Genomic DNA, 20,223 nt, shown 5'->3' with positions numbered 1-20,223 from the left:
CGAGTTTCCCCGGTCCGGCCCGTTCCCCCTAGCGGCTGCTACTCATGTGCGATGGCCCCCAGCACGTTGAGTCGGGCCGCACGGATCGACGGCAGGATCGCCGCCACGACACCCACCAGGGCCGCGACGCCCAGGTAGAGCAGCATCGTGCCCCAGGGCAGGGTGAAGTCGGTGAAGCCCTGGTCACGCAGGGCGCGCACCACCGCGGCGCCCAGCCCGGTGCCGACCACGACGCCCAGCAGCGCGCCGAACACCGAGATCACCACCGCTTCGACCGTGATCATCCAGGTGGTCGCAGCGCGGCTCAGGCCGATCGCGCGGAGCAGGCCCAGCTCCCGGGTCCGCTCCATGACCGACAGCGCCAGCGTGTTGATGATGCCGAGCACCGCGATCAGGATGGCCAGCGCGAGCAGGATCTGGATCATGATCAGGATCTGGTTGACCTGACCCTTCTGCTGCTCGATGTAGGCCGCCTGGTCGACCACCGAGACCTCGGGACTGTCAGCGACCAGCGCCTCGATCTGCGGCTGCACCGACGCGACCGAGGTGCCGTCGTCGAGCCGGATGTAGCCGGCGAACGGGGCCGGCTGCGCGAAGTCCCGCATCGCGGCCGCCGGCAGCATGATCTCGCCGATCGACTTGTCGGTCGGCGCGATGCCGCTGACCGTGTAGCGGTGTTGCTCGCCCCGGGGTAGCTGGACCGTCAGCACCGAGCCGATCGACCAGCCGTTGTCGGTCGCCGACTGCTCGTTGACGATCACCTGGTCGGGGCCCTGTGCCGAGATCGATCCGGCGACCGCGGTGCTGTGCCACATGCTCTGCACCGGCGCCGCGTCGGTCACCGAGGTGACGAACTCCCGCTTGCCGTTGACCGTGGCCAGGTCGGATGCCACGCCGACCACCTCGCGCACCCCGGGCACCTGCTTGGCCCGGTCGATGACCGCCGGGTCGAACGTCGGTGGCTGCGGGCTGTTCTGCTCGCCCATGATGATCAACTGGGCGTCGGTCGACTCGACCGCGCTGGCGATGCTGGTCTTGGCCGACGAGACGATCACGCCGACGCTGGTGACGAGCGCGATGCCGACCATCAGCGCGGCGGCCGTGATCGCGGTGCGGCGCGGGTTGCGGCCGGAGTTGAGCCGGCCCAGCTTGCCCGGCACCGACCAGGCGAACACCCGGCCGAGCAGCCCGACGACCGGGCGGCTGAGCAGCGGCGTCAGCAGGGCCACCCCGATGAACGCGAGCAGCACGCCGCCGGCGACCAGCAGCAGGCTGCCGGACCCGAACAGGCCGACCGCGAGCAGGGCCGCGGCGATCGCGGTGACCACCGCGCCGATGACGGTGACCCGGGTCAGCGGGCGGTCCGGCGTCGCGACGTCCTGCATCGCGGCGATCGGCGGGATCCGGGAGGCCCGGATGGCCGGCACGATCGCCGCGATCACGGTGACCACCAGGCCGACCGCGAACGACGCGATGATCGCGGCGGGCGGCACGCCGAGCCCGGCCAGGGTCAGCCCGCCGGAGAACGTGCTGAACAGGTAGGCGAGCAAGGCGCCGACACCGATGCCGGCGCCGAGGCCGATCACCGACGCGACCAGGCCGACGATCACCGCCTCGGTGAGCACGGAGTTGATCACCTGCCGCCGGCCCGCGCCGATCGCCCGGAGGAGGGCGAGTTCCTTCGTGCGCTGGGCGACCACGATCGAGAACGTGTTGATGATCAGGAAGATGCCGACGAACAGCGCGATGCCGGCGAAGCCGAGCAGGATGTTGTTGAAGAAGCCGAGGAAGCCCTTCAGCCCCTTCGCGTCGTCGGCGGCCGCCTCGTCGCCGGTCCGCACGGTGTAGTCGGCGCCGAGCGCGCCCGCCACCCGCTGCTTGAGCTCGGCCGGGCTGGTGCCGTCGGTGGCACGCACGTCGATGCTGCTGAACACGCCGGTCTCGCCGAGCATCAGCTTCTGCGCCACCGGGTTGGTGAACGCGACCTCGTTGGCGCCGCCGATGCTGTCGCGGTCGCCGCTGTAGCCGAACGTGCCGACGATGGTGAACATCTTCTTGGGCTCGAGCGTCAGCACGCCGACCTGGTCGCCGACCTTCACCTTGGCCGCCTCGGCCAGCCCGACGTTGATCACGATCTCGTCGTCGGCGGTCGGGCCGCGCCCCTCGCGCAGCTTGATCATGTCGTTCTCGCCGACCCAGTTCTCGCCGATCCGCGGCGGCCCGGACGACGCGACCACCTTGCCGTTGCTGCCGATCAGCCGGGCACCGTCGGCCGCGACCACACCCTGCGCCTGCGCGACGCCGGGCAGCGCGGCCACGTCGTCGACCGCGGAGGCCGGGATCGTGGCCGGCACCGTCTCGCCGTCCATCTCGCCGACCTCGACCTTGGGCTTGCCCTTCACGGTCACGTCGGTCTGCGAGTAGACGTCGGAGAAGATCGAGTCGAACGACCGGGACAGCGTGTCGGTGAGCACGAACGAGCCGGCGACGAACATGACGCCGAGCACGACCGCCAGGCCCGACAGGACCAGGCGGACCTTGCGGGCCATCAGGCTCTTGAGCGTGGCGCGCAACATCAGCGTGCCACCTCGAGCTTCTTCATCCGGTCGAGGACCATGTCGGGCGTCGGGTCGTGCAACTCGTCGACCACGGAACCGTCGGCCAGGAAGATGACCCGGTCGGCGTAGGACGCGGCCACTGGGTCGTGGGTGACCATGACGATCGTCTGGGCGTGCGTCTTCACCGAGTCACGCAGGAACCCGAGCACGTCGGCGCCCGAGCGCGAGTCGAGGTTGCCGGTCGGCTCGTCCGCGAAGATGACCTCGGGCCGGGCGACGAGCGCGCGGGCGCAGGCGACCCGCTGCTGCTGCCCGCCGGAGAGCTGGGCCGGCCGGTGGCCGAGCCGGTCCTGGAGCGCCACCGTCTTGATCACGGTGTCGAACCACGCCTGGTCGGGCTGGCGTCCCGCGATCGACAGCGGCAGCAGGATGTTCTCCTTCGCCGACAGTGTCGGCAGGAGGTTGAACTGCTGGAAGATGAAGCCAACCTTGTCGCGGCGCAACCGGGTCAGGCCGGCGTCACCGAGCCCGGTCACCCGGGTGTCACCGATGTGCACGTCGCCCTTGGTCACCGAGTCGAGCCCGGCCAGGCAGTGCATCAGCGTCGACTTGCCGGAGCCGGACGGCCCCATGATCGCGGTGTAGACACCGCGCTGGAAGGTGACGCTCACCCCCCGGAGCGCGACCACCTCCGCCTCGCCACTGCCGTACACCTTCCACACGTCGTTCGCACGGGCCGCCACCGAGTCGCTGGCCGTCGCCGTCACCTGGTTCCCCCTCGTCAACAGGTCATGGTCCGGCCGGACCACAGCGGTCCGGCCGGCATGTTCCATGCTCGCGGAGGGGGTCAAGCGGTTTCGTCCGCCCCGCGGTGGAGGCCAGGCGGATTTTCCGGTGCGGGTAACCCGTACCCGACCTCAGGGTTTGTCCCTTACCCCTACTCGTACGCGATGGCTTGAAGGACGTTGAGCCGGGCAGCGCGGATGGCCGGCAACACCGCCGCGATGGCACCGGCGAGCACGGCCAGAGCCAAAGTGATCACGAGGTACGTCCAGGGCACGGTCAGCGACAGGAACTCGTCACCCAGCGCCGCCACGATCGAGACGCCCAGCCCGACGCCGATCACGATCCCCAGCGCGGCACCGAACACCGAGATCAGCACCGACTCGACAGTGATCATCCGGGCGACCTGGCTCCGGCTCATCCCGACCGCGCGGATCAGCCCGAGCTCCCGGGTGCGTTCGAAGACCGACAGCAGCAGCGTGTTCACGACGCCGAGGACGGCCACGATGATCGTCAGCGCCAGCAGGGTGTTGACGATGCCGAGCAGGATGTCGACGAAGTTGTTGGCCTGGTCGATGAGCTGCGACTGGTCGTTGACGGTGACCTCGGGGTTGTCGGCGAACAGCTTGTCCAGCTCGGCGCGCACCTGCGGCACCTGGCTGTCGCTGTCGACCTGCACGAACCCCGACTGCGCGAACGGCGACCGGAACCCACCCGCGTCGGCGCTGCTGATCAGCGAGCTCGAGATCGCCTGGTTGGGCTTGAAGATGCCGACCACGTCGAGCCCGACCGGCTGCCCGCGCGCGGTCCGCATGGTCACGGTATTGCCGACGCCGACGTGCAGCGCGTTGGCGGTGTCCTGGTCGAGCAGCGCCTCACCCGGATTGAGCTGGCGCACGTTCCCCGCGACCGGCTGGAGGTTGAAGATCGTCGACGCTGCCTGCGCGTCGCCGGCCTGCACGAACCGGTCACTGCCGTTGAGGTTGACGGTGTCGCCGCGCAGCGCCACCGCCGTGCGTACACCTGGCAATGCCGCCATTGTCTGTTCCAGCTGCGGCGGGAACCCGGCCGCGGCGCCCGGCCCGTTGCTGAAACTGGTGGTCACCGCGAGCTGCGCGTTGACGTCGCGCTCGAACGCGTTGCTGATGCCGGCCTTGGCCGACTGGGCGAACACGCCGGCGCCGGTCGCCAGCGCCACCCCGATCATCAGGGCGGCGGCGGTGACGGCGGTCCGGCGGGGATTGCGCCCGGTGTTGCGGGCCCCGATCTGCCCCGGCGCCGACCAGGCGAACGCCTTCCCGGCGGCGGTGGTCAGCGGCCGGGAGATGATCGGGGCGAGCAGCGCGACGCCGAGGAAGCACAGCGCCGAGCCGATGCCCAGTGTCAGCCATTTCGGCGGGTTGCCCACATGCCCGACGCCGAGCCCGAGCAACAGCGCCCCGGCGGCGAGGATGACCGCGCCGGCGATGGTGAGCCGGGTGAGCGGCTTGTCGGGGGTGACGGCTTCGCGCATGGCCGCGATCGGCGGTACCCGGCTGGCCCGCAGCGCCGGGATCAGCGCGGCGACGACGGTGAACGCGGTGCCGACGAGCAGGGTCGAGATCACGGCGTAGGCCCGCACGACCACACCACTCACCGGAAGGCTGGCGTCGATGAACGACTGCAACGCCTTGTTGAGGATGTAGCCGACCAGGATCCCGAGCCCGAGCCCGACAATGCTGGCGGCGAGCCCGAGCAGCACCGACTCGGCCAGCACGGACCGGTTGACCTGCCCCCGACTCGCCCCGAAGGACCGATAGAGAGCAAGCTCCCGGGTCCGCTGCGCGACCAGCATCGAGAACGTGTTGAAGATGAGAAACGCGCCGGTGAACATGCCGATCAGCGCGAACACCACCAGCCCGGTCTTCAGGATGTTGACGAAGCTGGAGGTGGCACTCTGCTGCTCCTCGGCAACCTGCGCCCCGGTCCGCACCACCTCGTTGGGCAGGGCGGCCGCGATCCGATCGCGCAACACGGTGTCGCTCACCCCTGCGGCGGCGGTGGCGTCGATGCTGGTGAACATGCCGGGCGCGTTGAGCAACACAAGCTGCGCCTGGGCGAGCGTGAACGCCACGGTGGTCTCCCCGGCAAGCGAGGGCCGATCACCCGGAAACCCAAAGATCCCGACAATTTTGTACGGCGTCCGCGGCTGCAACGTGATCACATCAGCGGTGCCGCCGAGCGAGAACCCGCCGGTTTCCGCCAGCCCTTGGTTGATGGCGATCTCGTTGTCGGCGGCCGGGGGTCGCCCCTGGCGAAGCTGAATCAGCGGATCGTCGTTCTGCCAGGCGATCCCCTGTTGTGGTGGCCCGTTCCCGCCAATCACCTTGCCGTCGGTGCCGATGACCCGGGCGCCGGCCGAGAACACGCCGGGCGTGACCTTCTCGACCCCGTCGACCTTGCTGACGGTGTCGACGTCTTTCTGGTCGAGCAACGCGGTCGGGCTGCCGAACTGCTGCTGCTGGCCGCCCGGGGTGGTGTCCTTGGCGGTGACCTCGACGTCGATGTCACGGTTGACGGTCGAGAAGAGGGCGGTGAAGCCCTGCGAGAAGGTGTCGCCGGCTACGAAGGCGGCGGAGATGAACATCGTGCCGAGGATGACGGCCAGCGCGGAGAGCGCCAGCCGCAGCTTGTGCGTCAGCAGACCGCGCAACATGGACCTGAACATCTGACCCGCCCGCCTTTAGCTGTCCGCGCCGTCTGAAGTGGACTCGGGTCCGTCGCCGGCCGCCGTCTCCCCATTCAGCCCGGCACTGGCGTCCGTGGCGTCGGCTTTGTCCGGCGGGCTGGAGCGCTTGCGGGGTTTGCCTTTCGGTGGGCGGGTGGCGGCGGGCCGAGCGCCGGCGGTCCGAGCAGCCTTGCGCCGCGGGGGTGTAGCCGTCGCGCTCACCTGCTCTGATTTCACCTCAGCCTGTGCGGCCTGTGCGGTAGTGGCCTGAGCCGGATTCGGTTCGGCCGAGGCGTTGGTCGCTTGCGCGTCGGCGGTGGTTGCCCCGGTTTCCGGTGGCGTTGTTTCAGCGTTCGTCCGGGTCGAGGTGGCCGTCGGTGCGGGCCGCGCCGGGTTGACGCCCGCTTGTGTGGTGGCTGTCCGTGCCTGGTCGGTGGTGGAGTGGGCCGGGTTCGGCTCGTCCGCGGCGCTGGTCGTTTGCGCGGTCGCCTCGGTTTGCGCGGGCTCTGTTTCAGTGTTCGTGCGAGTCGGAGCGGCCGTCGGCGCGGGCCGCGCCGGAGTGTCGCCAGCCCGCACGGCGGCGGTCTGTGCCCGGGTGGCGGTGGCCTCAGTCTGTGTTGGGTCCGGCTCCGCCGCGGAGTCGGCCGTTTCTACCTGTGGGATTGTTGCCTCGGCTTGCGCCAGCTCGGCTTCGGCCTTCGTTCGTCGTTGGGCGGTTGTCGGCTCGGCCCGCGTCGGGGTTGATCTACGCTGCTTGGCGGCCGTCCGGGTCTTCGTAGCGGTCACCTGGTCCCGGCTTGAGGTCGCCTGGACCTCGGGCGCCGTCACTCGCGCCTGCTGTGCGGTCGCCTGGTTCCGGCTCGCCTGGGCCGGTGTCGAGGTGCCTCGGGGCTGTGCCGCCGTGGCGGGGGAATGTGTCGCCGTGCCCCGGGTCCGTGTCACGGCTGCCTGGGGCTGTGTCGCGGTGGTGGGGGAGTGTGTCGCCGTGCCCCGGGTCCGTGTCACGGCTGCCTGGGGCTGTGTCGCGGTGGTGGGGGAGTGTGTCGCCGTGCCCCGGGTCCGTGTCACGGCTGCCTGGGGCTGTGTCGCGGTGGTGGGGGAGTGTGTCGCCGTGCCCCGGGTCCGTGTCACGGCTGCCTGGGGCTGTGTCGCGGTGGCGGCGGACTGTGTCGCGGTGCCCTGGGTCTGGCTCGCGGTGACCTGGAGGTGGGTGGTGGTCGCTTGAGGCTGCGTCGTGACGGTCCCGGCCTGCGGTCCGGTCGTCCGGGCTTGTGGTTCGGTCGTCTGGCTTTGCGTGGCCGCCGCACGCGACTGCCTCGCTGTTGCCCTGCCGGTGGGCGGCGCGCCCTCGGTCGCGACCGCCTGGATCGTGGGCCGTTGCGCGGCCGACTTCGACTTGCCGCGCCGGCGGGCTTTCGGAGAGCCGGTATCGCCCTGGTCGCCGTCGTTGCCGGGCGGTGGGTCCGTCCGATGTGGATCGGCGATGTTGGCTTGATTGTCGGTGATGTGGCCGGGGTGGGGGGTGCGTCCCGTCGGGTCGGTGGTCCCGCGGCTTTCCGGGGCGTGGCCGCCACTGACCGGTATCGGTCCGGCGCCGAGCGGGCCTTCGTCCTCGGGCTGGTCGATGGTGCGCATGCGGTCGAGCACGGCGTCGGCCGTCGGGTCGATGATCTCGTCGACCACGGCGCCGTCGCCAAGGAAGAGGACGCGGTCGGCGTAGGAGGCGGCCACCGGGTCGTGGGTGACCATCACGATGGTCTGGCCGTGCGTCTTCACCGAGTCGCGAAGGAACGTCAGCACGTCGGCGCCCGAGCGGGAGTCGAGGTTGCCGGTTGGTTCGTCGGCGAAGATGACCTCGGGGCGGGCGACGAGCGCGCGGGCGCAGGCGACCCGCTGCTGCTGGCCGCCGGAGAGCTGAGACGGGCGGTGGCCCAGCCGGTCGCCGAGGTGGACGGTGTCGATGACCGTGCGATACCAGTCCGGGTCCGGTTTGCGGCCCGCGATCGACAGCGGGAGCAGGATGTTCTCCTCCGCGGTCAGCGTGGGCAGCAGGTTGAACTGCTGGAAGATGAACCCGATCTTGTCCCGCCGCAGGCGGGTCAGGCCGGCGTCGTTGAGGCCGGTCACCTGGGTGTCGCCGACGAACACCTCGCCCCGGCTCACCGAGTCGAGCCCGGCGAGGCAGTGCATCAGCGTCGACTTGCCGGACCCGGACGGCCCCATGATGGCGGTGAACTTCCCGCGCTCAAGCTCGACACTGACGTCCCGGAGGGCGACGACCTCGGTCTCGCCCGCGCCGTACACCTTCCACACCTGGACGGCCCGCGCGGCCGCCCCCGTCCCGGCTGTCGTGGTCACGGCTCCCGATCTTTCCTCAGCGCCCCTCAATAAGCGGACATTTAAGGGCCAAACACCCGGCCGCGTTCGATGCGGGGGCCGGCAGTCCGAGGAGCTCACCGATCTGGGGTGGCAGAAGTGTGGAGTTGATCTTCCACCTCCCACGCGTGGCAACCCAGATCGCCGTGCGGTGGTCCCCACCCCTCGCCCGCCCGGGGAGTGGATTCTTGGCGGCCGCCGCGGGCAGGTACTCCCTACCCACACCCAGGGGCCGGCGTGCGGGAAGATATCCATTGAAAACACGAAGGGGTGAGAGGTGGCGATGACGGGGGAGGGCTCGGGCGACGCCGTGGCCCCGGTCGCGCCGCCCGTGCGGCCGGTCCGGGTCTTGCTCGCCGACGACCAGCCGCTGCTGCGCACCGGGTTCCGGATGGTGCTCGGCGCGCAGGGTGACATCGACGTGGTCGGCGAGGCCGGCGACGGGCTGGAGGCGGTCAACCTGGCCCGCCGATTGCTGCCCGACGTGGTGTTGATGGACGTCCGGATGCCCCGCATGGACGGCGTCGCCGCCACCCGCGCGATCGTCGAGTCCCGGTTGCCGGTCCGCGTGCTTGTGCTGACCACATTCGACCTGGACGAGTACGTGGTCGGCGCCCTCCGCGCCGGCGCGAGCGGCTTCCTGGCCAAGGACGTGCCGGCCGACGACCTGGTCACCGCGATCCGCACCGTAGCCGCCGGCGAGGCGGTCGTCGGGCCGCGGATCCTGAAGCGGCTGCTCGACCGGTTCGCCTCTGCGCTACCTGATCCCCACGAGACCACGCCACCCGCGCTGGCGACGCTGACCGAGCGGGAGCGCGAGGTGCTGGTCCAGGTCGCGCGCGGCCTGTCCAACGCGGAGATCGCGAAGAAGCTGTCGGTCAGCGAGACGACGATCAAAACCCACGTCGGCCACGTGCTGACCAAGCTCGGCCTACGCGACCGGGTCCAGGCCGTCGTCCTCGCCTACGAGTCGGGCCTGGTCCGCCCCGGCGCCTGACAGCCACGCGGCAAGGCCCTGGTTCGATCCGGAGCGCCACATCTGTTGAGTCGATCCTTGTTTGACAGATTCGCCGCCCCAGATGGAGGCGGGCGCTCTCCACCGTGGGCCGAGCCGAAGCCCGGGCGGCGGTTGTGCCCGCCGGAGGCCGCGACTATCGGCGGCGCACGGACTAGGCGCCTGTCGGAGGCGAGGGACTGAGGCCGCCCAACGCGACGTGGCGTGGGCCTAACCGCCTGACCGCGGAGCGCGAGTGTCTCGGGCACGGCCTGGCCGTGGAGGCGCGAGTGCTCGGGCACGGCCTGGCCGTGGAGGCGCGAGTGTCTCGGGCACCTGCGAAGCGTGAGCGCCTCGGGCACGGCCTGACCGCGGAGCGCGATCGCCGGGGCGCCGCCTGGCGGCGGAGCGCGAGTGCCGCGGGCCTACCCGCCTGACCGCGCGAGTGCCTCGGCCCGGCCCGGCGACGGTCAGTGGCGCGGTGGGAGGTCGCCGGACAGGTCCGGCGTGGACGGGCGGGTCAGGCCAGGGACGTAGTCGGTGAGCAGGGCGGGCGTAAGGCCCGAGCGATGGATCGCCTTCAGCGCCCCGAGCAAATCGTCCATCAGCGCCGGCCGGAAGTGCATCAGCAGCACGTCGCCGGGCTGGACCACCTTGTTCGCCGTCTGGTAGCGGACGATGCCCTCGTTGACCGTCTCCGTCCAGTTGACGACGACCTTCGCGCCGCAGGCGTGGGCTGCCTGTTTGGTGGTCTGGTCGTATTCGCCGAACGGTGGGCGGAAGACCGCCGGGCGTTTGCCGAAGAGTTGCTGGAGCTTGTCGGCCGAGCCGCAGATCTCGTGGTGTTGGTAGTCGTAGGACCTGCCGCGCAGCTCCGAGTGGGTGATCGTGTGGTTGCCCACGACGCCGCCCGCGGCCTCGATGCGCTTGAAATAATCGGTGTAGTCCGTTGCTGCCGGCGAGTTGAGGAACATCGTCACCGGGATGTGTGCCTGGCGGATGAACTCGGGTACGTCGGCCGGGCGGGCCAGCGCGCCGTCGTCGATCGTGATGAACGCGACCTTCTGGTCGGTCGGCACGTGACCCCAGAAGGGCGCCGAGTTGCCACCGGCGGGCAACTCCACCGGCTGCGGCACCGGCGCCACCGGGAACGTGGGCACCCGGGCCAGGTACCACTCGAGGCTCTTGGGCTTGGGCTTCGCGGTCGGCGACGGACTGACCGCGGGCGAGCTGGAAGACGGGCTCGGCGACGGCGCCTCAGGCCGGGCGGCTCGCGCGAACGAGTGGGTCGGGTGCGCGGCGCAGGCACTCAGCGTCAGCGCGGCAACCAACAGGACGACCGCGCGCGGAGCGGTGTTGAACGGCACGCCCGGAACCGTAGCCGCCGAATGTCATGAAACGGTAAGCACCCTCGCGTTGGGCGCTATTCGTCGGCTCCCGGCGTCACCACCTCCTCGGCCGGCTGGCGCGGTGCCGGGAACGGTGGCGGGGTGCCGCCGAAGGCCGGGCACACCGCCTGGTGCGAGCACCAGCCGCAGAGCTTGCTCGGCTGCGGACGGAACTCCTTGGCCTCGGTGGCGCGTTTGATCGCCTGCCACAACGCCAGCAGGTTGCGCTCGAAGCGGGCCAACTCCTCGGCGTCGGGGGAGTAGTCGCAGATCTCCTGGTCTTTCAGGTAGAGCAGCCGGAGCACCCGCGGGACCACGCCCCGGGTGCGCCACAGGACCAGGGCGTAGAACTTGAGCTGGAACAGGGCCCGGGCCTCGAACGCCTCGCGCGGCGCGCCGCCGGTCTTGTAGTCGACCACCCGCATGGCGCCGTCGGGCGAGACGTCGAGCCGGTCGATGTAGCCCCGGATCAGCAACTGGTCGTCGACCACGGCGCTGATCAGGCTCTCCCGCTCGGCCGGCTCGAGCCGTGACGGATCCTCCACCGTGAAATAGCCGTCGAGCAGCGACCGCGCCGAGGCCAGGAAGTCGTCGGTGGTCCACGGCCGCCGCACATCAACGGCGTCGTCGGCAGAGACCAGGACCGCGGGCGAAGCGTCGAACAAACCAGAGAGCTCCGGCGAATTCTCGATCATCGTCGCCCACGCCGGCTCGACCAGGTCGGCCGCCGCCGAGGCCGTGCGGTCACCGGCCGGCAGGTCGAACAGGCGCTCCAGCACCGCGTGCACCAGGGTGCCCCGGGCCTGGTCAGGGCTGGTCGTCTCGGGCAGGCGGTCGATCGTGCGGAACCGGTAGAGCAGCGGGCAGGTCTTGAAATCGGCCGCGCGGGACGGGGACAGCGAGGGATAAACCGGCGCTTCGCCGTCGTGCGGGTCGAGAGACACAGCCTGCGTTGTCATGCCCAAGACGCTAATCGAGGGGTACGACGAAACCGCCGGGGTGGGTCGTGTCGATAGCATCGATACGATGTCAGACAACGCGAGCGGCGAAGAGCGGCCCGAGCGACGGCCCGGGCTGGTGGTCGGCCGCCTGTGGGGCGTCCCGCTCTACCTCAATCCCTCGGTCATCCTGCTCGCGGCCCTGATCACGCTGCTATACGGCAACTTCGTCCGCCAACAGCTCAACCTCAGCGGAGCCGGCGGCTACCTGGTCGGCTTCGGGTTCGTCGTCTGCCTGCTGGTCTCGGTCCTGCTGCACGAGCTCGGCCACGCGATCACCGCCCGGCGTTTCGGCATCGGGGTGAAGGGGATCACGCTCGAGCTGCTCGGCGGCTACACCGAGATGGACCGCGACGCGCCCAACCCCAAGGTCGACCTGCTGGTCTCGCTGGCCGGCCCGGCCGTCTCGCTGGTGCTCGGCGCCGGCGCGCTCGGTGTCACGCTGGCCCTGCCCGACGGCACCCTCTTCAACGAGCTGAGCTTCCAGGTCGCGTTCAGCAACCTGGTCGTCGCGGTCTTCAACGTGCTGCCGGGCCTGCCGCTCGACGGTGGCCGGGCATTGCGTGCGGTGGTCTGGTGGGTCTCCAAGGACCGCCACGTCGGCACCGAGGTGGCCGGCTGGGTTGGGCGCGGGCTCGCCGTCGCGGTGGCGATCACGGTGGCCGCGCTCACGTACTTCGGCATCCTGTCGCTCTTCGGGCTCGTGTTCATGCTGTTGATCGCGTTGACGCTGTGGCAGGGCGCCGGGCAGAGCATCCGGTTCGCCCGGATCAGCCGCCGCTTCCCGTTGATCGACCTGGCCCGGCTGGCCCGGCCGGTGTTCACCGTGCAGAGCGGCACCCCGCTCGCCGAGGCGCAGCGGCTGGCGCTGGCGGCCGGCCGGCAGGATTACGCGCTGGCCACCGTCGACGGCGCCGGGCGGCTGGTCGGCCTGGTCGAGAAGGCCGCGGTCGAGGCGGTGCCGATGGAGCGCCGGCCCTGGGTCTCGGTCGACACGGTGGCCCGCGGCATCGACGGCGTGCCCACGATCCCGGTCGGCACGAGTGGCGATCAGGTGATCAACACGGTGCAGCGCAACCCGGGCTCGCAGTATCTGGTCACTTCGGGCGAAGATGTGGTCGGTGTGTTGCGCCTCTCCGACCTGGCGCAGCTCCTTGAGCCCAACGGAAAGATGAGGACGTGAGCACGCTGCACCCGACGACCACCGAGACCGAGCCCGACACGACCCCGCACAACCGGGGTCCGTTCCGGGTCGGCGACCGGGTCCAGCTCACCGACCCCAAGGGCCGGATGCACACCGTCACCCTGGAGCCCGGCCGCGAGTTCCACACCCACCGCGGCGCGCTGGCCCACGACGAGATCATCGGCCTCCCCGACGGCAGCGTGGTCCGCTCGGCAGGCGGCACGGAATATTTGGCCCTTAGGCCCCTTTTGTCCGATTACGTGCTCTCCATGCCCCGCGGCGCCCAGGTGATCTACCCGAAAGATGCCGGCCAGATCGTCACGATGGGCGACATCTTCCCCGGCGCCCGGGTGCTCGAGGCCGGCGCCGGCTCGGGCGCGCTGGCCAGTTGGCTGCTGCGCGCCGTCGGCCCGTCCGGCGACCTGATCTCCTACGAGCTCCGCGACGACTTCGCCGCCATCGCCCGCAAGAACGTCGAGGCCTTCTTCGGCGGCCCGCACCCGGCCTGGACCCTGCGCAACGGCGACGTGCTGAGCTGCACCGACACCGGTTTCGACCGGATCATCCTCGACCTGCTGGCCCCCTGGGACGCCGTCGACCTGATCTCCCGCGCGCTGGTGCCCGGCGGCGTGTTCATCGGCTACGTCGCGACCACCACCCAGCTCTCCGACCTGGTCGAGGCGCTGCGCGAGAAGGGCGGCTTCACCGAGCCCCGCGCCTGGGAGTCGATGGTCCGCGACTGGCACGCCGAGGGCCTGGCCGTGCGCCCCGACCACCGCATGATCGCCCACACCGCGTTCCTGGTCTCCGCCCGCAAGCTGGCCCCGGGCGTGCTCGCCCCGCCGCGCAGGCGCAAACCTTCCAAGGGCGCAGAGGCATATGCGATACGCAAGGCCGCCAACCGGGCGCCGGTGGACTTGCCGGGCGACGGGGCCGCCGGAGTCGACGGCGTGGCGACCCAGGGCGACGTCCCGGGCGAGCCCAGATGAGCCGCCCCTCGTTCGGCGGCGGCAACGACCTGCCCGCCGTCTTCCCGGACTGGTCGCCCTACCCTGACCTCGACTCCGCCGCTCGGGCCTACCTGCGCGACCCCGACGTCGCGCTGGAGGCCCTGGGCGGGGTGCTCAACGGCGCCACCGTCGTCTGTTTCACGCTGGAACGTTTCGTCAACGAGGTCAACGGCGTGTGGCAGGAGGTCGTCGTCTGCGACGGCAGCCGGCTGATCCTCTGGCACGGCGAAGACGTGCCGCCCACCGACGGCCCGGCCGGCTCGATGACCTCGTCGCTGCGGGTCGTGCCGCTGTCGACCGTCACCGAGGTCGGCTGCCGGCGGCGGCTCTCGCGCTCACCCAACGGCCAGGCGCGCACCGACTCGATCGACGTCTACCTGCTGCTCAGCTCGATGGACGAGGCCGGCGCCGCCGAAGACAGCCAGGTGCCGCGCCACGACGCGCTGCGCTTCGGCAAGACGCTCGACGACGGGGGAGCGGGTCAGATCGCTCGGCTCGAAGACTTCGCCCGGCTGGTCGCCTCGCTGGTCGGCCGTCCCACTCTCTGAGACGCGGGCCGGGTTACTCGACCGGCGCGTTGGGGCCGGCGACCTCGTCGTCGGTGTCGCCGCGGGTCACGTGGATGCATTCGCCGGGGCAGTCCTTCGCCGAGTCGATCACGTCGAGCCGCAGGTGGGCGGGCACGTCAACCCGGACACCAGGTGACAGCTGTAGCTCTCCGGACCCGTCCTTGACGTAGGCCAGCCCGTCGATGTCGAACTCGAAGACCTCGGGCGCGTATTGCACGCAGAGCCCGTCGCCGGTGCACAGGTCCTGGTCCACCCAGACCCGCAACTGATCAGTCTCGGTCTGGGTCGTCACTTCGCCTCCTACGAGCTACGTTCGTACGTTCCGACCGTACCCGACGATGTTTTTCAGGCTCCTCGCCGGTGGAAATCCTGAACCGGACGAGATCAAGAGTCGGTGACGAGGGTGTTGCCTGGGTCTAAATCGTCGTCGGAGCGGTTAGTGTTATGACAGAACGTTTTTAGCCCCCCGGGGAGGTGGGACGTGGCACGCAGCGACGACGCGGATGCGCGCGCCGCACGGTGGGAGAAGGAGACCCACGATCTCTCCACCCAGGTCGCGTTCCTTCAAGAGGAACTCGCTCTGGTGCGGCGCAGGCTCACAGAGAGCCCCCGACACGTCCGTCAGCTCGAGGAGCGGCTCGCGGCAACGCAGGCGCAGCTGGCCCGAGTGTCCGAAAACAACGAGCGGCTGGTCACGACTCTCAAAGAGGCGCGGGCCCAGATCGTCACACTCAAGGAAGAAATCGACCGCCTCGCGCAGCCGCCGAGCGGTTACGGCGTCTTCCTGACCCGCCACGACGACGGCACGGTGGATGTGTTCACCGGCGGTCGCAAGCTGCGAGTGGCCGTGTCGCCCTCGATCAACACCGAGGAGCTCAAGCGCGGCCAGGAGGTCCTGCTCAACGACGCGCTCAACGTCGTCGACGCGTTCGGTTACGAGCGGGTCGGCGAGGTCGTGATGCTCAAGGAGATCCTGGAAAACCCGGGTGGCGGTGCTGGTGACCGTGCCCTGGTGATCTCCCACGCTGACGAGGAGCGCATCGTCCACCTGGCCGAGTCGCTGATCGGCGCGCCGTTGCGCACCGGCGACTCGCTCATGATCGAGCCGCGCTCGGCCTACGCCTACGAGCGCATCCCGAAGAGTGAGGTGGAGGAGCTCGTCCTGGAGGAGGTCCCCGACGTCGGCTATGAAGACATCGGTGGCCTGCACACCCAGATCGAGGCCATCCGCGACGCGGTGGAACTGCCGTTCCTGCACGCCGACCTGTTCCGCGAGCACCAGCTGCGGCCGCCGAAGGGCATCCTGCTCTACGGACCGCCCGGTTGCGGCAAGACCCTGATCGCGAAGGCGGTCGCCAACTCGTTGGCGAAGAAGATCGCCGAGCGGCGTGGCGAGGAGAAGCACACCAGCTACTTCCTCAACATCAAGGGTCCGGAGCTGCTGAACAAATACGTCGGTGAGACCGAGCGGCACATCCGGCTGGTGTTCCAGCGGGCCCGTGAGAAGGCCGGCGAGGGCACCCCGGTGATCGTGTTCTTCGACGAGATGGACTCGGTGTTCCGCACCCGCGGCTCCGGCGTCTCCTCCGACGTGGAGAACACGATCGTCCCGCAGCTCCTCTCGGAGATCGACGGTGTCGAGGGGCTCGAAAACGTCATCGTGATCGGCGCGTCCAACCGCGAAGACATGATCGACCCCGCCATCCTGCGCCCCGGCCGACTCGACGTGAAGATCAAGATCGAGCGTCCGGACGCCGAGGCGGCGAAGGACATCTTCAGTAAGTACATCCTGTCCGGCCTGCCGCTCCACGGCGACGACCTGACCGAGCACGGCGGCGACGCCCAGGCCACGGTCGAGGCGATGATCGAGGCGGTCGTGCTCCGGATGTATTCGGAGTCCGAAGAGAACAGGTTCCTCGAGGTCACCTATGCCAACGGTGACAAGGAGGTCCTCTACTTCAAGGACTTCAACTCCGGCGCGATGATCCAGAACATCGTCGACCGGGGCAAGAAGATGGCCATCAAGGAGTTCCTCGCCTCCGGCCGCAAGGGCATGCGCCTCCAGCACCTCCTCGACGCCTGCGTCGACGAGTTCCGCGAGAACGAGGACCTGCCCAACACCACCAACCCCGACGACTGGGCCCGCATCTCCGGCAAGAAGGGCGAGCGGATCGTCTACATCCGCACGCTCGTCTCCGGCGGCAAGGGCACCGAGGCCGGCCGCTCCATCGAGACGGCCTCGAACACCGGTCAATACCTGTAACAAGATCCACAATCGAACTGACGGGGCGGTGCCGGTTGGCACCGCCCCGTTAGCGTGCGGGGGTGCGTCGATTCCTGGTTGCCACCGCGTTGGTGGGTTCGTTGTTCCTGGCCGGTTGCGCCGGCGATTCGCCTGCTCCCGTGGCCGCGGTGCCAAGCCCGTCTTCGGCCGATCCCGCTGCGGCGGTGAGCGCCTTCAAGGAGTCGTTCGACCGCCTCTACGAGGCCGGCACGTTCTCGATGATCGTCAACGTCTCGTCGCCGGTGCGGGGCAACAATGGCGTCCAGATCCAGGCCTGGGTCGACGACCGGCGCAAGGCGTTGAAGTCGAGCGTCTTCCAGTCCGGCCGGTCCTACGAGGTGGTCCGCCTGGGCGACGACCTCTTCGTGCAGGTCGAGGCCGGCGAGTGGCTCCGGGTCGACCTGGGCCGGCTCGACCCGGCGGCCCCGCTCGTGCAGAACATCGACATCACCAGCTTCTCCGGGGTGCTCGGCGGCCTGGTGTCCGCCACCCATTCCGGCGATCAGGTGGGCGGCCCGTACACCGGCGTGGTTGATCTTCGGCGGGCCGTCGAGGCCGCGCCGGCGTCGCATCGGCCAGCCATCGAGCAGGTTCTCGATCTGGCCACCAACGCGAACGCGCTGCCGATCCGCGGCACCCTCGACGACGCGGGCCGGCTCAAGGAACTCAACTACACGGTGGAAACCGCGGCCGGCGACGTCAAGACCCAGATCAGGGCCGACGACTTCGGCGAACCGGTCGAGATCGCCGCACCGCCGGCCGCCCAGGTCAAGCAGGCGGCGGCCGAGTTCTACGAGCTGGTCGGGGCGTAACGGCCGCTATCGCTTCGGTTCCGGGCGCGTAACGGGCGGTTTCGGCCTGGTCCCGCAGCGTTACCGTGCTCGCATGCGTCGATCCGCGGGGATTTCGAGGGTGGGCGAGCCGATCCCATGGCGGCTCTACCCTCTGACGTTCGTCACCTGGGTGCTCATCGCGTTCCTGGGCGGGCCCGACGCGGTGGCCGGGTCGGGGAGCGGGCCGCTGCCACACGAGCCGGTCGCGGCGCTCCATGAGGCCGCCGAGCGCACGCTGCGGTCCACCTTCCGCGTCACCATCGTCGACAACGACGACCAGCCCGGCAGCCCGCGGCTCGTCGTGGCGGTCGACCCGGGGTCCGTCGTGCTGCTGATGTGGCAGGACGACCAGTTGTTCGCCTTCCGCGACCACGGCGACACCTACCTGCACAACGAGGGGCCGTACTCGCCGCCGTGGCTACGCTCCGACTGGCCGCTCCCGACTCCGCCCCAGGAGCTGGCCTACCTGCTCTACCTCGGCTTCGACATCGAGATGCACCAGATGCCGCTCTGGCTGCTGGACGGGGTGACCCAGGCCGAACACACCGGTTCCCGGACCTACTCCGGCACCCTCGACACGCGGCGCGCCAGGCCGCGTCACCCGGGAGTCGCGCGCGACTACTTCGATGGCGGCGGCTTCACGTCCGGCGACGACCCGACGGCCGTGCCATTCCAGGCGACGGTCGACCCGAGGGGCCGGCTGGTCCGCCTCACTTTGCAGACCGACGCCAAGGGTGGGACGCGAACGTGGCAGCTCACCGGGCTCGGCGAGCCCGTACACGTGCCGTCGTTGCCCGCGTCCGACATCGAAGACGGGACCTATTGAGGCCGTTACGCCCGGTATCGTCACGATCGAACGCTCGCTGGTGACGTGACGGGACAATCGATGTGCGTACCGGCGGAACTTCGCATGTGGCCCGGGGGCGGGCAGGGGCTTGGTCGGACTACGCTTTGACGTCATGGGGCAGCGGAACGAGGTGGCGACGTGACGGTACGTCGGATCATGGGCACCGAAGTCGAATACGGGATCTCGGTGCCGGGCCAGGCCGGAGCCAACCCGATGGTGACGTCGTCGCAGGTCGTCAATGCCTACGGGGCCCGCCCCGAGCTGACCCGTGGCGGTCGCGCGCGCTGGGACTATGAAGAGGAGTCACCGCTGCGAGACGCGCGGGGCTTCACCTACTCGGGCGCCGCCTACGACCCGGCGGAGGCACTCGCCGACGAGGATCTCGGGCTCGCCAACGTCATTTTGACGAATGGCGCCCGGCTCTACGTCGACCACGCGCACCCCGAATACTCCACGCCCGAGGTGACCAACCCGATGGACGTGGTCCGTTGGGACAAGGCCGGCGAGCGGGTGATGGCCGAGGCGTCCCGGCGGGCGGCGACGATCCCGGGCACCCACCCGATCCACCTCTACAAGCACAACACCGACAACAAGGGCGCGAGCTACGGCGCCCACGAAAACTATCTGATGCGCCGGCAGACGCCGTTCGCCGACATCGTCGCCTACCTGACGCCGTTCTTCGTCACCCGCCAGGTGTTCACCGGCGCCGGCCGGGTCGGCATCGGGCAAGACGGGTCGCAGCCGGGCTACCAGCTCACCCAGCGCGCCGACTTCTTCGAGGTCGAGGTCGGCCTGGAGACCACGCTCAAGCGGCCGATCATCAACACCCGCGACGAGCCGCACTCCGACGCCGACAAATACCGCCGGCTGCACGTCATCATCGGCGACGCCAACCTGTCGGAGATCTCCACCTTCCTCAAGGTCGGCACCACCTCGCTCGTGCTGACGATGATCGAGGAGAAGGTGCTCACGCCCGACCTCGGCATCGCCGACCCGGTGGCCGAGCTCAAAGAGGTCAGCCACGACACCACCCTCACGCACCGGATGCGGTTGCGCGACGGTCGCCGGCTGACCGCGCTCGACCTCCAGTGGGCCTACTTCGAGCGGGCCAAGGCGTTCGTCGACGACCGCTACGGCAACGACACCGACGCCGACACGGTCCAGGTGCTCGACCACTGGGAGCGCATCCTCGACAAGCTCAGCCGCGACCCGATGTCCTGTCAGGACGAGCTCGACTGGGTGGCCAAGCTGCGCCTGCTCGAGGGCTACCGCGAGCGCGAGAAGCTCGCCTGGGCCTCGCCCAAGCTCCAGCTCATCGACCTGCAATACAGCGACGTGCGCCCGGAGAAGGGCCTCTACCACCGGCTGGTCGCGCGCGGCTCGATGAAGACGCTGCTGACCGACGAGCAGACCCGCTCCGCGATGGTCGAGCCGCCGGAAGACACCCGCGCCTACTTCCGCGGCCGCTGCCTCGCGCAGTATCCGTCCGAGGTGGTCGCCGCGTCCTGGGATTCGGTGATCTTCGACGTCGGGCGCGAGTCGCTCGTCCGGGTGCCCATGATGGAGCCCGAGCGCGGCACCAAGAAGCACGTCGGCGCCCTTTTCGACCGTTGCCCGAGCGCCAAGGACCTGCTCGAGGCCATAACTGGGGGCTGACCCCATTCATCGGCGTACGCCGTGCGCCTACCCCCGC

At 69.9% G+C, this 20,223-nt stretch carries 14 protein-coding genes and 1 pseudogene; 8 read left to right on the top strand and 7 right to left on the bottom strand.

All coding sequences use genetic code 11. The features are described 5' to 3' along the window. Nucleotides 1-38: 38 nt before the first annotated feature. The 4 genes and pseudogenes from DFJ67_RS37630 to DFJ67_RS37615 form a co-directional block, all read right to left on the bottom strand. A complete protein-coding gene (locus DFJ67_RS37630; protein WP_116073820.1) occupies nt 39-2,576 on the bottom strand; it encodes an ABC transporter permease in 2,538 nt (845 codons plus the stop codon). Then, nucleotides 2,576-3,343: an ABC transporter ATP-binding protein gene (locus DFJ67_RS37625; protein ID WP_409362903.1), complete on the bottom strand. Its 768-nt coding sequence runs from the start codon at nt 3,341-3,343 to the stop codon at nt 2,576-2,578. The genes DFJ67_RS37630 and DFJ67_RS37625 overlap by 1 nt, the downstream gene beginning before the upstream one ends. Nucleotides 3,344-3,495: 152 nt before the next feature. After that, on the bottom strand, nt 3,496-6,036 hold the full coding sequence (locus DFJ67_RS37620; protein WP_170216154.1) for an ABC transporter permease: 2,541 nt from the start codon (nt 6,034-6,036) through the stop codon (nt 3,496-3,498). Nucleotides 6,037-7,668: 1,632 nt separating this feature from the next. Continuing rightward, nucleotides 7,669-8,406, bottom strand: a pseudogene (locus tag DFJ67_RS37615) (ABC transporter ATP-binding protein); the annotation flags it as partial. A 301-nt stretch (nt 8,407-8,707) separates the two neighbouring features. Between DFJ67_RS37615 and DFJ67_RS37610 the strand changes: the two are divergent. Then, the gene (locus DFJ67_RS37610; RefSeq protein ID WP_116077114.1) at nt 8,708-9,421 is read left to right on the top strand and encodes a response regulator; all 714 of its coding nucleotides are present in this window, start codon (nt 8,708-8,710) and stop codon (nt 9,419-9,421) included. A gap of 467 nt (nt 9,422-9,888) precedes the next feature. On the opposite strand, the gene DFJ67_RS37605 is transcribed toward DFJ67_RS37610, so the two are convergent. After that, nucleotides 9,889-10,785 carry a polysaccharide deacetylase family protein gene (locus DFJ67_RS37605; protein ID WP_116073815.1) on the bottom strand — a complete coding sequence of 299 codons (897 nt, stop codon included), beginning with the start codon at nt 10,783-10,785 and terminating at the stop codon, nt 9,889-9,891. A 56-nt stretch (nt 10,786-10,841) separates the two neighbouring features. Further along, nucleotides 10,842-11,765 (bottom strand): RecB family exonuclease, encoded by a 924-nt coding sequence (locus DFJ67_RS37600; protein ID WP_116073814.1) that lies wholly within the window; start codon nt 11,763-11,765, stop codon nt 10,842-10,844. Nucleotides 11,766-11,832: 67 nt separating this feature from the next. On the opposite strand from DFJ67_RS37600, the gene DFJ67_RS37595 reads away from it, so the two are divergent. The 3 genes from DFJ67_RS37595 to DFJ67_RS37585 are packed head-to-tail and all read left to right on the top strand — an operon-like array spanning nt 11,833 to nt 14,545. Continuing rightward, on the top strand, nt 11,833-12,987 hold the full coding sequence (locus tag DFJ67_RS37595; RefSeq protein ID WP_116073812.1) for a M50 family metallopeptidase: 1,155 nt from the start codon (nt 11,833-11,835) through the stop codon (nt 12,985-12,987). After that, the gene (locus DFJ67_RS37590) at nt 12,984-13,976 is read left to right on the top strand and encodes a tRNA (adenine-N1)-methyltransferase (RefSeq protein ID WP_275407648.1); all 993 of its coding nucleotides are present in this window, start codon (nt 12,984-12,986) and stop codon (nt 13,974-13,976) included. The genes DFJ67_RS37595 and DFJ67_RS37590 overlap by 4 nt, the downstream gene beginning before the upstream one ends. Next, nucleotides 13,973-14,545 (top strand): hypothetical protein, encoded by a 573-nt coding sequence (locus DFJ67_RS37585; RefSeq protein ID WP_116073810.1) that lies wholly within the window; start codon nt 13,973-13,975, stop codon nt 14,543-14,545. The genes DFJ67_RS37590 and DFJ67_RS37585 overlap by 4 nt, the downstream gene beginning before the upstream one ends. Nucleotides 14,546-14,558: 13 nt before the next feature. Here DFJ67_RS37585 and DFJ67_RS37580 read toward each other — a convergent pair whose 3' ends face one another. Beyond that, on the bottom strand, nt 14,559-14,858 hold the full coding sequence (locus DFJ67_RS37580; RefSeq protein WP_116073808.1) for a ferredoxin: 300 nt from the start codon (nt 14,856-14,858) through the stop codon (nt 14,559-14,561). Between the two features lie 189 nt (nt 14,859-15,047). On the opposite strand from DFJ67_RS37580, the gene arc reads away from it, so the two are divergent. The 4 genes from arc (at nt 15,048) to dop (ending at nt 20,186) form a co-directional block, all read left to right on the top strand. Then, nucleotides 15,048-16,829 carry a proteasome ATPase gene (gene arc, locus DFJ67_RS37575; protein WP_116073806.1) on the top strand — a complete coding sequence of 594 codons (1,782 nt, stop codon included), beginning with the start codon at nt 15,048-15,050 and terminating at the stop codon, nt 16,827-16,829. A gap of 62 nt (nt 16,830-16,891) precedes the next feature. Beyond that, nucleotides 16,892-17,662, top strand: coding sequence for a hypothetical protein (locus tag DFJ67_RS37570; protein WP_147315766.1), 771 nt, complete (start codon nt 16,892-16,894; stop codon nt 17,660-17,662). 100 nt (nt 17,663-17,762) lie between these two features. Then, nucleotides 17,763-18,509, top strand: a complete 747-nt coding sequence (locus DFJ67_RS37565; protein WP_116073802.1) for a hypothetical protein — start codon at nt 17,763-17,765, stop codon at nt 18,507-18,509. A gap of 159 nt (nt 18,510-18,668) precedes the next feature. Continuing rightward, the gene (dop, locus tag DFJ67_RS37560; protein ID WP_116073800.1) at nt 18,669-20,186 is read left to right on the top strand and encodes a depupylase/deamidase Dop; all 1,518 of its coding nucleotides are present in this window, start codon (nt 18,669-18,671) and stop codon (nt 20,184-20,186) included. The last annotated feature ends 37 nt before the right edge of the window (nt 20,187-20,223 follow it).

The organism is Asanoa ferruginea (assembly GCF_003387075.1).
Taxonomy (GTDB): Bacteria; Actinomycetota; Actinomycetes; order Mycobacteriales; family Micromonosporaceae; genus Asanoa; species Asanoa ferruginea.
Note: the sequence above shows the minus strand (reverse complement) of the source record. Positions and strands in the feature narration are given on the sequence as shown.

Coding starts and splice junctions, on each gene's coding strand:
- DFJ67_RS37630 (WP_116073820.1), bottom strand. CDS start 2,576: ATGTTGCGCGCCACGCTCAAGAGCCTGATGGCCCGCAAGGTCCGCCTG.
- DFJ67_RS37620 (WP_170216154.1), bottom strand. CDS start 6,036: ATGTTGCGCGGTCTGCTGACGCACAAGCTGCGGCTGGCGCTCTCCGCG.
- DFJ67_RS37610 (WP_116077114.1), top strand. CDS start 8,708: ATGACGGGGGAGGGCTCGGGCGACGCCGTGGCCCCGGTCGCGCCGCCC.
- DFJ67_RS37600 (WP_116073814.1), bottom strand. CDS start 11,765: ATGACAACGCAGGCTGTGTCTCTCGACCCGCACGACGGCGAAGCGCCG.
- DFJ67_RS37595 (WP_116073812.1), top strand. CDS start 11,833: ATGTCAGACAACGCGAGCGGCGAAGAGCGGCCCGAGCGACGGCCCGGG.
- DFJ67_RS37585 (WP_116073810.1), top strand. CDS start 13,973: ATGAGCCGCCCCTCGTTCGGCGGCGGCAACGACCTGCCCGCCGTCTTC.